The organism is Burkholderia lata (assembly GCF_902499335.1).
In the GTDB taxonomy this organism is placed as follows: domain Bacteria; phylum Pseudomonadota; class Gammaproteobacteria; order Burkholderiales; family Burkholderiaceae; genus Burkholderia; species Burkholderia lata_B.
Map to the genome: position 1 here is coordinate 142,066 of NZ_CABVQK010000001.1, position 13,969 is coordinate 156,034.

13 protein-coding genes are annotated in these 13,969 nt (G+C 63.8%); 4 read left to right on the forward strand and 9 right to left on the reverse strand.

What is annotated here, in order from left to right; translation table 11 throughout:
- Positions 1–12 precede the first annotated feature (12 nt).
- The 4 genes from dnaG to BCO18175_RS00610 form a co-directional block, all read right to left on the reverse strand.
- Positions 13–1,887, reverse strand: coding sequence for a DNA primase (gene dnaG / locus BCO18175_RS00595; RefSeq protein ID WP_174978928.1), 1,875 nt, complete (start codon positions 1,885–1,887; stop codon positions 13–15).
- Positions 1,888–1,957: 70 nt separating this feature from the next.
- Positions 1,958–2,404 (reverse strand): GatB/YqeY domain-containing protein, encoded by a 447-nt coding sequence (locus tag BCO18175_RS00600; protein ID WP_174978929.1) that lies wholly within the window; start codon positions 2,402–2,404, stop codon positions 1,958–1,960.
- 202 nt (positions 2,405–2,606) lie between these two features.
- Positions 2,607–2,819, reverse strand: a complete 213-nt coding sequence (gene rpsU / locus BCO18175_RS00605) for a 30S ribosomal protein S21 (protein ID WP_006751743.1) — start codon at positions 2,817–2,819, stop codon at positions 2,607–2,609.
- Positions 2,820–2,926: 107 nt separating this feature from the next.
- A complete protein-coding gene (locus tag BCO18175_RS00610; RefSeq protein WP_174978930.1) occupies positions 2,927–4,147 on the reverse strand; it encodes an NAD(P)/FAD-dependent oxidoreductase in 1,221 nt (406 codons plus the stop codon).
- A 367-nt stretch (positions 4,148–4,514) separates the two neighbouring features.
- On the opposite strand from BCO18175_RS00610, the gene BCO18175_RS00615 reads away from it, so the two are divergent.
- Together BCO18175_RS00615 and BCO18175_RS00620 are read left to right on the forward strand one after the other, a co-directional pair.
- Entirely contained in the window at positions 4,515–5,312 is a 798-nt protein-coding gene (locus tag BCO18175_RS00615; protein WP_174978931.1) for a hypothetical protein, read from the forward strand.
- 77 nt (positions 5,313–5,389) lie between these two features.
- Complete coding sequence (locus tag BCO18175_RS00620) at positions 5,390–5,821, forward strand: VOC family protein (RefSeq protein WP_174978932.1); 432 nt, start codon at positions 5,390–5,392, stop codon at positions 5,819–5,821.
- On the opposite strand, the gene BCO18175_RS00625 is transcribed toward BCO18175_RS00620, so the two are convergent.
- On the reverse strand, positions 5,807–6,739 hold the full coding sequence (locus tag BCO18175_RS00625) for a LysR family transcriptional regulator (RefSeq protein WP_174978933.1): 933 nt from the start codon (positions 6,737–6,739) through the stop codon (positions 5,807–5,809). The genes BCO18175_RS00620 and BCO18175_RS00625 overlap by 15 nt on opposite strands.
- Before the next feature lie 511 nt (positions 6,740–7,250).
- Here BCO18175_RS00625 and tsaD point away from each other — a divergent pair.
- Positions 7,251–8,291: a tRNA (adenosine(37)-N6)-threonylcarbamoyltransferase complex transferase subunit TsaD gene (gene tsaD, locus BCO18175_RS00630; protein WP_174972945.1), complete on the forward strand. Its 1,041-nt coding sequence runs from the start codon at positions 7,251–7,253 to the stop codon at positions 8,289–8,291.
- Positions 8,292–8,383: 92 nt separating this feature from the next.
- Here the strand turns inward: tsaD and folE2 are convergent, their stop codons facing one another.
- From folE2 to BCO18175_RS00650, 4 genes are all read right to left on the reverse strand, one after another.
- Positions 8,384–9,193, reverse strand: a complete 810-nt coding sequence (gene folE2 / locus BCO18175_RS00635) for a GTP cyclohydrolase FolE2 (RefSeq protein WP_006486446.1) — start codon at positions 9,191–9,193, stop codon at positions 8,384–8,386.
- Positions 9,194–9,347: 154 nt separating this feature from the next.
- Positions 9,348–11,252, reverse strand: coding sequence for a 1-deoxy-D-xylulose-5-phosphate synthase (gene dxs, locus BCO18175_RS00640; RefSeq protein ID WP_174978934.1), 1,905 nt, complete (start codon positions 11,250–11,252; stop codon positions 9,348–9,350).
- An 81-nt stretch (positions 11,253–11,333) separates the two neighbouring features.
- Positions 11,334–12,218, reverse strand: a complete 885-nt coding sequence (locus tag BCO18175_RS00645) for a polyprenyl synthetase family protein (RefSeq protein ID WP_174978935.1) — start codon at positions 12,216–12,218, stop codon at positions 11,334–11,336.
- The gene (locus BCO18175_RS00650) at positions 12,215–12,508 is read right to left on the reverse strand and encodes an exodeoxyribonuclease VII small subunit (RefSeq protein WP_011355806.1); all 294 of its coding nucleotides are present in this window, start codon (positions 12,506–12,508) and stop codon (positions 12,215–12,217) included. The genes BCO18175_RS00645 and BCO18175_RS00650 overlap by 4 nt, the downstream gene beginning before the upstream one ends.
- A gap of 271 nt (positions 12,509–12,779) precedes the next feature.
- Between BCO18175_RS00650 and BCO18175_RS00655 the strand changes: the two genes are divergently transcribed.
- Positions 12,780–13,886, forward strand: a complete 1,107-nt coding sequence (locus tag BCO18175_RS00655) for an aromatic ring-hydroxylating oxygenase subunit alpha (RefSeq protein ID WP_174978936.1) — start codon at positions 12,780–12,782, stop codon at positions 13,884–13,886.
- Positions 13,887–13,969: the final 83 nt, after the last annotated feature.

The window sequence follows — 13,969 nt, forward strand, 5'->3', positions numbered from 1 at the left end:
CTCCCCGGCCGCCTACAGCCCGAGCCGACGCTTCATGTCGGTTCGCTGCTGGTTCAATTCCGTCAATTCGGCCAATTCCTCGGGTGTGAAGGTGGATTGCCGCGCCAGCCTGTCAAGCCGGTCGCAGCAGGCGTCGTAACGCATCTTGAGCACCGCCGCCTGCAGTTCCTCCCCCGCGATCCGTTCCTGTTCACGCTGCCGCTCGGGCACCGTCTCGTCTTCCGGATTCTGTAACAGCAAGTCGCGGACGTTTTCATCATAGTCCAGAATTTCGCGGAAGATTTCCTCGTAAGTCGCTCCATTCGAGGACGTCCGCAGGACATCCGACAGCAGCCGGAACTCCGCGCCATCGCCCAGTGCGCGCGCATGATCGACGACTTCCGCGAACAGTTCGCCGATACGCGGCAACGTGCGCAGGGTCGCAAGCTGCTCGTCGTCGAGCTGCGACGCGATGCGCGGATGCATCACCAGCGTGCGCAGCGCGCGCTTTTCGCTGTCCGTCACGCGGCGCCGCTCGCTGCGCGCGGGCGCCTGGCGCGGCGGTGCCGCGATCCGCGTATCGACGTCGGACAGCCCCGCGACTTCTTCGAACGGGATGTCGAGGCGATCGGCGAACATGTGCATGATCTGTGCGCGCAACGCGTTCGCGGGCAGTGCCTGCAACAACGGCTTCGCGTCGAACAGCGCCTTCGCGCGGCCTTCCGGCTGATCGAGCGCCTTACCGGAAATTGCTTCGTTCAGCAGAAATTGTGACAGCGGCATTGCGCGCTCGACCTGCTCGGAGAACGCCTCCTCGCCGAACTCGCGCACATAGCTGTCCGGATCGTGCTCGGCCGGCAGAAAAAGGAACCGGATCGTGCGGTTATCGCCCGCATGCGGCAGGCAGGCCTCGAGCGCGCGCCGGGCCGCCCGTCGCCCGGCCGAATCGCCGTCGAAACTGAAAATGACCGTATCGGTCTGGCGCAGCAGCTTCTGCACGTGAATCGGCGTGCATGCGGTGCCGAGCGTCGCGACCGCGTTCGGGAACCCGAGCTGCGCGAGCGCGACGACGTCCATGTAGCCTTCGACGACCAGCACGTACTTGCGCTCGCGAATCGCGAGCCGCGCCTCGAACAGGCCGTACAGCTCGCTGCCCTTGTTGAACAGCGGGGTTTCAGGCGAGTTCAGGTACTTCGGTTCGCCGCTGCCGAGCACGCGCCCGCCGAAGCCGATCACCTGCCCCTTCACGTTGCGGATAGGGAACATGATCCGCTCGCGGAACCGGTCGTAGCGGCGCGCGACGCCCTGGGCATCGGTCTTCTCGCTGACGATCACGAGACCCGACTCGACGAGCGACTCGTCGCGATAGTCCGGGAACGCGGCTTCGAGGTTCTGCCACCCGTCCGGCGCATAACCCAGCCCGAAGCGCGCGGCGATCTCGCCGGTCAGGCCCCGGTTCTTCAGGTACTGGATCGCGACGGTCGCACCGCGCAACTGCTTGCGGTAGTAGTCGCACGCGGCGGTCATCGCATCGGACAGCGCGGTCGCGACCGATTTCGACACCGGCGCCGGATAATCACCGCCACCACCTCCGCCCCCGCCGCCACGCATCGACGGCTCGTGCGGCACGGTCAGCCCGACGGACTGCGCGAGGTCCTGCACGGCCTCCGGGAACGTGAGCCCCGCGTGCTCCATCAGGAAGCCGATCGCCGTGCCGTGCGCGCCGCAACCGAAGCAGTGATAGAACTGCTTGGTCGGGCTGACGGTAAACGACGGGCTCTTCTCGTTATGGAACGGGCACAGCCCCATGAAGTTGGCACCGCCCTTCTTGAGCTGCACGTACTTGCCCACCACGTCGACGATATCGACGCGGTTCAGCAAATCCTGCAGGAACGAATGCGGAATCACCGTGGGATCGAGCGAAAAAAGACAATACGACACCCCGGCGCACGCACTGCGCACACCGGGGAAACAGGTGTTACTTCGAGAGCGCGGCCTTGACCAGCGCGGAAATGGCCGTCATGTCGGCACGGCCGGCGAGCTTGCCCTTCAGCACGCCCATCACCTTGCCCATGTCCTGCGGGCCGGCGGCACCCGTCTGCGCAACCGCGGCCTGGACTTCGGCGGCCACCTCGGCATCCGACAACTGCTCGGGCATGTAGCCGCCCAGCACGACCAGTTCGGCCTGCTCCTTCGCGACGAGGTCGTCACGGCCGGCTGCCTGGAACTGGCTGATCGAATCCTTGCGCTGCTTGATCATCTTGTCGATCACGGCGGTGATGCCCGCGTCGTCGAGGGTGATCTGGTCGTCGACTTCGCGCTGCTTGATCGCGGCCATCAGCAGGCGAATCGTTGCCAGGCGCTCGCTTTCCTTCGCGCGCATCGCGGCCTTCATGTCTTCGCTGATCTGCTCTTTCAAACTCATCTTTCACCCGGGATGGAAATGTGAATCCGACGCCCGCCAAAAGGGCGTCAACACAAAAACCCGCTTGGGACAATGTCTCAAGCGGGTTGCTCGAATCCGGCATCGGCGGCTCGCCTGATCGGTCGCACGATCATGCTCGATCTTCCGCGATCGCCCGGAGTCGCCGGTGCGCCGCTCAGCGAACCGCACGGCGCCCAATCGTTCAGTACAGCTTCTTCGGCAGCGTTTGGCTGCGGATACGCTTGTAGTGACGCTTCACCGCAGCAGCCTTCTTTCGCTTGCGCTCCGCGGTCGGCTTCTCGAAAAACTCTCGCGCACGAAGCTCGGTCAACAGACCGTTCTTCTCGATCGTGCGCTTGAAGCGACGCATTGCAACTTCGAACGGCTCGTTCTCTTTAACGCGAATGATCGTCATGATCCGACACGAATAAAGGATTGCAGGGAAAGACTACCGAGTATAGCAGAGCGATTGCCTAAAGGCACGGGGACTGGTCCCGTCAAAACGGCGCCGGCCCGGCCCCGTCAGGCGCCGCGCGCATACTCCGCCGCGGCCTGCCCGGCCGCCGTGCCGGACGCCCACGCCCACTGGAAGTTGTAGCCGCCAAGCCAGCCCGTCACGTCCACCGCCTCGCCGACGAAGAACAGCCCCGGCACGCGCGTGCTCATCATCGTCGCCGACGACAGGTCGCGTGTATCGACCCCACCCTTCGTCACTTCGGCCTTCTTGTAGCCCTCGGTACCGTTCGGCGTCAGCGTCCAGCCGGACAGCGCATCGCCGACCTGGCGCAGCGTCTTGTCGGGCAGATCCGCGAGCCGCGCGTCGGCCGCGACGCGATGCGTGTCGAGCCACGCATGCGCGAGGCGCGACGGCACCCAGTCCGCGAGCAGCGAACCGATCTGGCGCTTCGACGTGCGCTTCGCGTCGAGCAGGTCGGACACCGCGTCGCGCTGCGGCAACAGGTCGACGCGAATCGGGTCGCCGGGCTGCCAGTAGCTCGAGATCTGCAGAATTCCGGGCCCGGACAGGCCGCGATGGGTCAGCAGCAGGTCCTCGACGAATTCGCCGCCGCGCTTCTTGTCGCCGGTCGATACGCGCACCTCGAGCGATACGCCGGACAATGCCGCGAACGGCTCCCAGTCCTGCTGCGCGAACGTCAACGGCACGAGCGCGGGTCGCGTGTCGATGAGCTTGTGGCCGAACTGCTTGGCGAGCCGGTAGCCGAAGTCGGTCGCGCCGATCTTCGGGATCGACAGGCCGCCGGTCGCGATGACCAGTGCGCGCGCACCGATCGTCCCCGCCTGCTGCGTGTCGAGCATGAAACCGTCGGCCGGCGCGTGGCGCACCGCGTCGACGACGACGGGCCGGCGCCACGCGACGCCGCCCGCATCGCACTCGTGCTTCAGCACGTCGATGATCGTGTCGCTGCCGTGGTCGCAAAAGAGCTGGCCCTTGTGCTTTTCGTGCCAGCTCACGTGATGGCGCTTGAGCAGCGCAAGGAAGTCGCGCGGCGTATAGCGCGCCAGCGCCGAGCGCGCGAAATGCGGATTCGACGAAAGGTAGTTGTCGGGTCCGGCGTACAGGTTCGTGAAGTTGCAGCGGCCGCCGCCCGAGATGCGGATCTTCTCGGCGAGCCGCGGCGCGTGATCGATCAGCACGACGCGGCGGCCGAGCTGCCCGGCAACCGCGGCGCTCATCATCCCGGCGGCGCCCGCGCCGATCACGGCGATGTCATAAGTTTCCATGGCGCGGTTTGTTCAGGAACTTTGCAAGGGTCAGGAAAACCATTCAGGCATATCAAGCGCCGTGAGAAACGCGGCGAATGAGCACCCTGAGGAGAGGCGAATGATACATGCGGCGACGGAGAACTCAACGCCGGCATGGTGACGCAGCCTCGAATCGCAGGTGTTCCTGCACACAATCGCGAGTCGACAAACTTCATCGCCGCTGGTCGACCAGAGAACCTGAATGCGGCCGATCCTCGTCATCGGAGACACATCATTCGCTACGCGAATGAGGCTTGTACGGATAATCGATTTCCAGAAATTCGAATGCAATGCGATGCTCTATCACAACAACAGACGTTGTTATTAATCGCAAAGGATTCCGAATATGAAGCCGAAAACCAAAGACATTCTATTGGCCTCTGCTGCGGTTGCCGCCTCGATCGGCGCCTCCGCGAATGCAATGGCAAGCGATGTGGTCTCTCTCAAATTCAGTGATGGGCGACCCGATATTGTCGGTGTTGAGAAGGTCAATGTCGCACTGAAAGACATCGGTGTGCATGTCATGACGATCGATGCTCCGAAGTCTGCTCATTCGATTCTCGCCGCATCGTATGAGCGCGCACTCAGCGAACGAGAAAAACAAGATTTGATTCACGAGTTCAAGCTGACTACGCCGGAACTGCTCGAGCAAGTCAGGCTTGCCTCTCGTACGCCGGCTGTCGCCGGAGGGGGTGTCATGACCGAAGAAACAGGCACGGGCCCCTACCCCAAGGTGTACGACATGAAGGCGCTCGATAACGCGACGCACAAAGCGGTTCTGGAAAAGTATGGGCGCATGCACGTCAACTCGGCGGACGACGGGACTGACATCGACGAGGTGATGACGGTCGTCTCGGGCGGTCCGTTCCGCTGGGCGTTCACGTTAAAGGATGGCTCGATTGCTCGCTTTCAAGTCGAGAAAGTGAACCTGGGCGAAAAAGCCGTGCGAGTCAGCTATCACGGGCTTGGCATGCACGCCGGCATCATGGATGCCAGGCAAGGCCTGATCGTGGCCTACGGTCATGGCCCGAAAGCATTCACCATGCGATACCAGGCTGATGTCCCGCACGCGAACCTTCTGGGAACGAATCCGTGGGTCGACTTCAGTCGCGACATGCCGGCCGTTCTCGACAAGGTTCAATAATCTTCCAACCAATTGATCTGCCATTCGCAGCCGGGCTTGGGCAATGTGAATGCCCAAGCCCTCAACGAGATGAAACGATGACGCCATTTGAAATCAAGCACCTGGACCACGTGGTACTGAGGGTCCAGGACATGAAGCGTAGCGTGCACTTTTATACGGAAGTGCTCGGGTGCCAAATCAGGAAACGCCGCGACGATCTCGGCATGATTCATCTTGGCGCCGGCACCTCAATGATCGATCTGGTCGATGTTCATGGCCCACTGGGCCTGCAAGCCGGCGGTCCGGCCGACCCTGCACATCGGAACGTGGATCACTTCTGTTTGCGCATTGCTCCGTTCAACGAGGCCGACATTTTGAGTTTTCTGCACTCGGCCGGCGTCCCGGCAGAAGAGGCTGTCATCCGGTACGGTGCAGAGGGTGAGGGCCCGTCCATCTACTGCTTCGACCCGGACGGAAATCGGGTTGAACTCAAGGGGCCGAGCAATTTGGCGCAATCACTGAGCCACTGAAGGGCCGCCGGTGTTCATCATCTGCCCTGCTTCAACGAAACATCTTCGTAGCCATCTCAATGCCGGACCCTGGTCCTTTCTGACATGCCATGCCTGCTGATAGGCAATCTCGGGGAGGACCAGCGGCGGGTCAAAGCAACGCAGTGCTGGATATTGCTCGATCCCGATCAAAGCCCGTTTTGCGATCGTGAGGATCAAATCGGTTCCTTCGAGCATCTGAACAGCGGCAGTCCAGTGCGGGAGCGCCAAAGCAATGTGCCTGCGCAGCCCCTTCGCGCTGAGCGTCTTCTCGATCTCATCATTGGCATCGGGCCGCAGCGCGAGCATCACGTGCGGTCGTGCGAGCCAATCCTCGAACGACAACTGGCCATCGGCCGGCAACGCGGATGCATCGGCCACACATACGAAGTGGTCCGGGAACAGGTCCTCCACAAGAATTTCCTCTGGCGGATTCGGAAAAATTCCCAATGCGAGGTCCAACTCGCCATCGGACAACTGCGCATGCATCGCTTCGCGGCTCGCCTGGCTGATCGCCAGCTCGATGCCAGGCGCTTCCGTTCTCACACGGCGAACAACCGAGGGGAAGATGGTTTTGGCTGCGTAGTCGGACAGCGACAAGCGCAGCCTGGCGCGGGCTGTCGCGGGCACAAAATCGGCCTCACCGAGAAGACCGTTCAAGCTGAGTAGCGCCGCTTCCAGGGGCCGAATCAGGGCTTGTGCCCTGGCCGTCAACGCCATGTAGCCATCCCGTCGGATCAAGAGCTGATCGTTGAACCGTTCGCGCAACTGAGCGAGGGAATGGCTGACGGCGGGCTGACTTTTGTGCAGGCGCACTGCGGCCCGCGTCACGTGACGCTCCGTCAGCAGGGCATGCAAGGTCAGTAGCAGGTTGAGGTCGATTCGGCGGAGCTCATCCATAGACGGATCCAGTAGTGCGATGGTTTAGCAGGCTCCAGTCACGCGGCGCAGTGCTTGGCACACCGCAGCGGACACGGGCGGCGGACGAGCCATGCGCGACACCAGTCGGCAGAATTCATGCTGCAGCCACGCAGCCATCCAGTTTGTCACCCATGATCGAGGCGATCGTGACCGGGGCTACCAGCGCCAGCGCTCGCCCGCCATACCGCCGATGCATCGCACTCGGATGTGCAACGGTATTGTCCGGCGCTCGACGCGATCGCGACCAGCAGGTCGTCGACGCGCCGATCCAGAGTGTCGCCGCTCTCAAGGGGCAACGATATGACCAGCCCCAGTCACAATGTACGAAGCCCTGACTGGTCAGAAAGGTTCCAGAAGCGTTGTACCCGCCCGGCATCGGACGCAGTACCGCCCGCCCGCCCCCCAGCGGTCGCTGCTACCTGCCTGCTATAATTTCCGGTTATCGTTGACATTCCGGCACGCCCTTTTGGCGGCGCGCCCCGCCCTCACCATGCTCGTTCTCGGCATCGAAAGCTCCTGTGACGAAACCGGCCTCGCGCTCTACGACACGCAGCGCGGCCTGCTCGCGCACGCGCTCCACTCGCAGATCGCGATGCACCGCGAATACGGCGGCGTCGTGCCCGAGCTCGCGTCGCGCGACCACATCCGCCGCGCGCTGCCGCTGCTCGAGGAAGTGATGGCGCAAAGCGGCACGCGCCGCGACGACATCGACGCGATCGCGTTCACCCAGGGCCCCGGCCTCGCCGGCGCGCTGCTGGTCGGCGCGAGCATCGCCAATGCGCTCGCGCTCGCCTGGAACAAGCCGACCGTCGGCATCCACCACCTCGAAGGCCACCTGCTGTCGCCGCTGCTCGTCGACGAGCCGCCGCCGTTCCCGTTCGTCGCGCTGCTGGTGTCCGGCGGCCACACGCAACTGATGCGCGTGACCGACGTCGGCGTGTACGAAACGCTCGGCGAAACGCTCGACGACGCGGCCGGCGAAGCGTTCGACAAGACGGCCAAGCTGATCGGCCTCGGCTACCCGGGCGGCCCGGAAGTATCGAAGCTCGCAGAAACCGGCACGCCGGGTGCGGTCGTGCTGCCGCGTCCGATGCTGCATTCGGGCGATCTCGACTTCAGCTTCAGCGGCCTGAAGACGGCCGTGCTCACGCAGATGAAGAAGTTCGAAGCGGCGAAGCTAGAAGGTGAAGCGCTCGAACGCGCGAAGGCCGACCTCGCGCGCGGCTTCGTCGATGCGGCCGTCGACGTGCTCGTCGCCAAGTCGCTCGCCGCGCTGAAGAAGACGAAGCTCAAGCGCCTCGTGGTCGCGGGCGGTGTCGGCGCGAACCGCCAGTTGCGCGCCGCGCTGTCGGCCGCTGCGACCAAGCGCGGCTTCGACGTGCACTACCCCGATCTCGCGCTCTGCACCGACAACGGCGCGATGATCGCGCTCGCGGGCGCGTTGCGGCTCGGCCGCTGGCCCGAGCAGGCGAATGCCGACTACGCATTCACGGTGAAGCCGCGCTGGGATCTCGCGTCGCTCACACGCTGAGCCGCGCGGTGCGACGCAACGTCGCACCATCAAACAAAAAGGTCGCTCATACGAGCGGCCTTTTTTCATCGGCGCGACAAAACGCCGCGGCGTTATGCAGCCTGCCGTTTGTCGCGTTCGATCAGCGCATACGCGCTGTGATTGTGGATCGACTCGAAGTTCTCGGCTTCGAGCACGTACGCGACCACGCGTTCGTCCGCGTCGAGACGCTGCGCGACGTCGCGCACGAGATCCTCGACGAACTTCGGGTTCTCGTACGCACGTTCGGTGACGAACTTCTCGTCCGGACGCTTCAGCAGGCCCCACAGCTCGCACGACGCCTCTTCTTCCGCGATGCGGATCAGCGCCTCGACCGGCAGGTCGGCCGCGAGCTCCGCGTCGATCGTCACGTGCGAGCGCTGGTTGTGCGCGCCGTACTGCGAAATCTTCTTCGAGCACGGGCACAGGCTCGTCACGGGCACGAGCACCTTCAGGAACAGGCGCGTGTCGCCGTTGCGGCTTTCGCCCGCGAGCGTCACTTCATAGTCGAGCAGGCTCTGCACACCCGACACCGGCGCCGTCTTGTTCACGAAGTACGGGAACGTGACTTCGATGCGGCCAGCCTCGGCTTCCAGCTTCTCGAGCATCGACGCGAGCATCGCGCGAAAACGCTCGACCGTCAGCGGCGCACGATTCTCTTCGAGCAGCGCGACGAAGCGCGACATGTGCGTGCCCTTCTGGTCGGCCGGCAGGCGGACATCGAGGTTCCAGACACCGACGGTCGGCTGCACGTCGCCACTTTCGGTACACACCGTCAACGGATGCCGGACCGCCTTCACGCCCACGCGCTGAATCGGAATCTGGCGGGTATCCACCGTGCTCTGCACGTCGGGCATCACGAAGGCGGGATTCATCTGGTTCATCTTGTTCAATCCTTGTAAGCCGCGCGTTCGACGACGCGCACGCCGCGTCATGCGGCAGCCGGAAAAGCAACATGGGCCCGCAGGCCCATGTTTTCCGCATCAATGAAGACCGGTTGCGCCAGTCGCACCGACACCGCCCACAGGCGGTGCCAGCTTATGCGACGCGCTTCGCCTGACCGGCGACGTCGGCCGCCGGATTCAGAAAGCGTTCGCGAATCGATTTCGCGATACCCGCGCCGTCGAGGCCGCATTGCGACAGCAGCTTCGCGGGGTCGCCGTGATCGATGAACAGGTCAGGGAGGCCCAATTGTAGTACGGGTCGGATAACCCCACTCTCCATCAGGGCTTCCACGCAGGCCGAGCCCGCGCCGCCCATCACGCAACCTTCCTCGATCATGACGAGGTAGTCGTGCGTCTCGGCGAGTTCACGCACGAGCGCCGCGTCGACCGGCTTCACGAAGCGCATGTTCGCGACGGTTGCATCGAGTTCCTCGGCTGCGGCGAGCGACGGTGCGACCATCGTGCCGAACGCGAGGATCGCGACGCGCTTGCCTTCCGGCTGCGACGTGCGGCGACGGACTTCACCCTTGCCGAGCGGGATCTCGGTGAATTCCTTCACCGTCGCCACGCCCGTGCCCGCGCCACGCGGATAGCGCACCGCGGTCGGGTTCGGCTGCTGCAGCGCCGTGTGCAGCATCTGGCGGCATTCGTTCTCGTCGGACGCAGCCATGATCGTCATGTTCGGGATGCAGCGCATGAACGCGAGATCGTACGCGCCCGCGTGCGTCGCGCCGTCCGCGCCGACGAGGCCCGCGCGGTCGATCGCGAACACGACCGACAGGTTCTGCAGCGCGACGTCGTGGATCAGCTGGTCGTAAGCACGCTGCAGGAACGTCGAGTAGATCGCGACGACCGGCTTGAGGCCTTCGGTTGCCATGCCGCCCGCGAACGTCACCGCGTGCTGCTCGGCAATGCCGACGTCGTAGTAACGATCCTTGAAGCGCTTCTCGAACTCGACCATGCCCGAGCCTTCGCGCATCGCGGGCGTGATGCCGACCACGCGTGAATCGCGCTCGGCTTCGTCGCACAGCCACTCGCCGAACACCTGCGTGTACGTCTTCTTCGCGGGCGTGGTCGACGGCTTGATGCCTTCGGCCGGGTTGAACTTGCCGGGGCCGTGGTAGAGCACGGGATCGGCTTCGGCGAGCTTGTAGCCCTGGCCTTTCTTCGTCACCACGTGCAGGAACTGCGGACCGCGCAGTTCGCGGATGTTCTGCAGCGTCGGGATCAGCGAATCGAGATCGTGACCGTCGATCGGGCCGATGTAGTTGAAGCCGAACTCTTCGAACAGCGTGGCCGGAACGACCATGCCCTTCGCGTGCTCCTCGAGCTTGCGCGCGAGTTCGAGCACCGGCGGCGCAACGCTCAGCACGCGCTCGACGCCCGCGCGCGCAGCCGCATAGAAGCGGCCCGACATCAGGCGGGCGAGATGGCGATTCAGCGCGCCGACCGGCGGCGAGATCGACATGTCGTTGTCGTTCAGGATCACGAGCACTTTCGCATCTTCCGACACGCCCGCGTTGTTCATCGCCTCGAACGCCATGCCGGCCGTCATCGCGCCGTCGCCGATCACGGCGATCGAGAAGCGATCGTCGCCATTCAGCTGGCTGCCGATCGCCATGCCGAGCGCGGCCGAGATCGACGTGCTCGAGTGTGCGGTGCCGAACGTGTCGTATTCGGATTCGCTGCGACGCGGGAAGCCCGAAATGCCGTCCTGCTGGCGCAGCGAATGCATCTGGTCGCGGCGGCCCGTCAGGATCTTGTGCGGGTAGGTCTGGTGGCCCACGTCCCAGACGATGCGATCGTTCGGCGTGTTGAACACGTAGTGCAACGCGATCGTCAGCTCGACCGTCCCGAGGTTGGACGACAAATGGCCGCCCGTCTTCGACACGCTGTCGAGCACGAACGCGCGCAGTTCATCCGCGAGCGGTTGGAGTTGGCGACGATCGAGGCGGCGCAAATCCGCCGGGTCGTCGATGGTTTTCAGCAAGTCGTACATCGTCGTTCCATTGTAGGAAATCAAACGCGCCCGCATTCTGTTGCACGCACCGTAGCATGTGCGCGGCGGCGGGCTTTCGCGTCAGCTGACCCGGTTCACTACCAGGTCGGCAAGTTCGGCGAGACGCTGTGCGCGTGCGCCGAACGGTTTCAGCGCGTCGTGCGCTTCGGCGCGCAGTTGCGCTGCGAGCTCGCGCGACGCCTCGAGGCCGAGGATCGATACATAGGTCGGCTTGTCGTTCGCCGCGTCCTTGCCGGCCGTCTTGCCGAGCGTCGCCGAATCGGTCGTGACGTCGAGAATATCGTCGACGACCTGGAAGGCCAGGCCGACGGCCCCCGCGTACACATCGAGCGCAGCCATCGTTTCCGCGGACGGCGTTTCGCCGGCCAGCGCGCCCATCCGCACGGCCGCGCGCAGCAGTGCGCCCGTCTTCATCCGGTGCATCGTCTCGAGCTGCTCGCGCGTCAGCTTGAGGCCGACGCTCGCCAGGTCGATCGCCTGCCCGCCGGCCATGCCGATCGAGCCGCTTGCCAGCGCCAGTTCGCGCACGAGCGCGGCCTGCTGCACCGGCGACAGCGCGGCGGCATCGGTCAGCGCAATGAACGCCTGCGACTGCAGCGCGTCGCCGACGAGCAGTGCCGTCGGCTCGTCGTACTGCACGTGCACGGTCGGCTTGCCGCGACGCAGCGCGTCGTCGTCCATGCACGGCATGTCGTCGTGCACGAGCGAGTAGACGTGGATCATCTCCAGTGCTGCTGCCGCCGCATTGCGCGCCGCTTCCGTCGCGCCGGTCAGTTCGCCTGCTGCATGGCACAGCAGCGGGCGAACGCGTTTGCCACCGCCGAGGACCGCATAACGCATCGCCTCGTGGAGTTTTTCCGGCACCGCGGTTTCAGCGGGCAAATAGTGGCCGAGTGCGTCCTCGACACGGTCAAGCACGGACCGCATCCATTGTTCGAATGTCATAGATCGTCGTCTTCGCCGTCCGTGGCGGCCGTTCCGGACGAAAGCGGCTTCAGCGTCGCGCCGTCGAGCACGCGAACCTGTTGCTCCACTTTCTCGAGCTGCTGTTGGCAAAACGCAACGAGGGTCGCACCGCGGCGATACGCCGTCAGTGAATCCTCGAGGCTCAACGCGCCGCCTTCCATCCGGGCAACCAGCGTCTCGAGTTCCGCGAGCGCCATCTCGTAATTGTCCGGCAACGGTTCGGTGCCATTGCCGGGCGGCGTGGCGCCTGGGGATGCGGTTTTCGCCATGGACGAGGGTGTCAAATTTCAAAACAAGTCGGACATTCTACGGCAAAAGAGAATTCTCCGATCTGCCGACTTGGGCACCCGGGTACATATTCCGGCCCCATCTTCGACACACAGTGTGCACCTTCCGATTGTCGCCCGACAAAAAATTGACACAAATCAGGCACTTAATCCTAGCCTTACGAGGCGAACCGGGTATAATTCCCCGTTTCCCTAAATCGATTTTTCGATGGTTGGGTTGTTCACTGCTTTCACGCTAACACCGGGAGTGGGAATGTCCAATCTGAGCGATGCGCTTCAGTTGAAGTCGGCTCACAGCCAGCTTCCAGTCACTGCATACTTCGATGAGGCGCTACTCGAGCGCGAGATCGAAACCCTCTTCAAGAAAGGACCTCGTTACGTCGGGCACGAGTTGATGGTGCCGGAGGCGGGGGATTATTTTGCGCTGCCGTCCGAGAAGGAAGGCCGCGTGCTGGTTCGCAACCAGGCGAACCAGATCGAACTGCTGTCGAACGTCTGCCGCCACCGGCAGGCGATCATGCTCAACGGGCGCGGCCACACGCAGAACATCGTGTGCCCGCTGCACCGCTGGACGTACGATCTGGAAGGCGAGTTGCTGGGCGCGCCGCACTTCCCCGACAAGCCGTGCCTGAACCTCGGCAAGAGCCCGCTGCAGAACTGGCAGGGGCTGCTGTTCGAGGCCGAGGGCCGCAATGTCGCGCGCGACCTCGCCAACCTCGGCACGAAGCATCACTTCGACTTCTCCGAGTACCACTTCGATCACGTCGAAGTCCACGAGTGCAATTACAACTGGAAGACGTTCATCGAGGTCTACCTCGAGGATTACCACGTCGTCCCGTTCCACCCGGGCCTCGGCAGCTTCGTGTCGTGCGACGACCTCAAGTGGGAATTCGGCGACTGGTACAGCGTGCAGACGGTCGGCGTGCACAACGCGCTCGCGAAACCGGGCAGCACGACTTACCAGAAATGGCACGAGCAGGTGCTGAAGTTCCGCAACGGCGTGCCGCCGGAGTTCGGCGCGATCTGGATGGTCTACTACCCGGGCCTGATGATCGAGTGGTATCCGCACGTGCTCGTCGTGTCGTGGCTGATCCCGCAAGGCCCGCAGAAGACGACCAACATCGTCGAGTTCTATTACCCCGAGGAAATCGCGTTGTTCGAACGCGAATTCGTCGAGGCGGAACGCGCCGCCTATATGGAAACGGCCGTCGAGGACGACGAAATCGCCATGCGGATGGACGCAGGCCGCCGTGCACTGATGGCACGCGGCGAGTCGCAGGTCGGCCCGTACCAGAGCCCGATGGAAGACGGCATGCAGCACTTCCACGAGTTCCTGCGCCGCCACCTCGGCGACATCTGACAGCCGGTGCGGCGCTTTGACGCCGCACCGCATCCGGCAGACGAAAAGACGGGCTTCGGCCCGTCTTTTTTTGTTTAGACTTG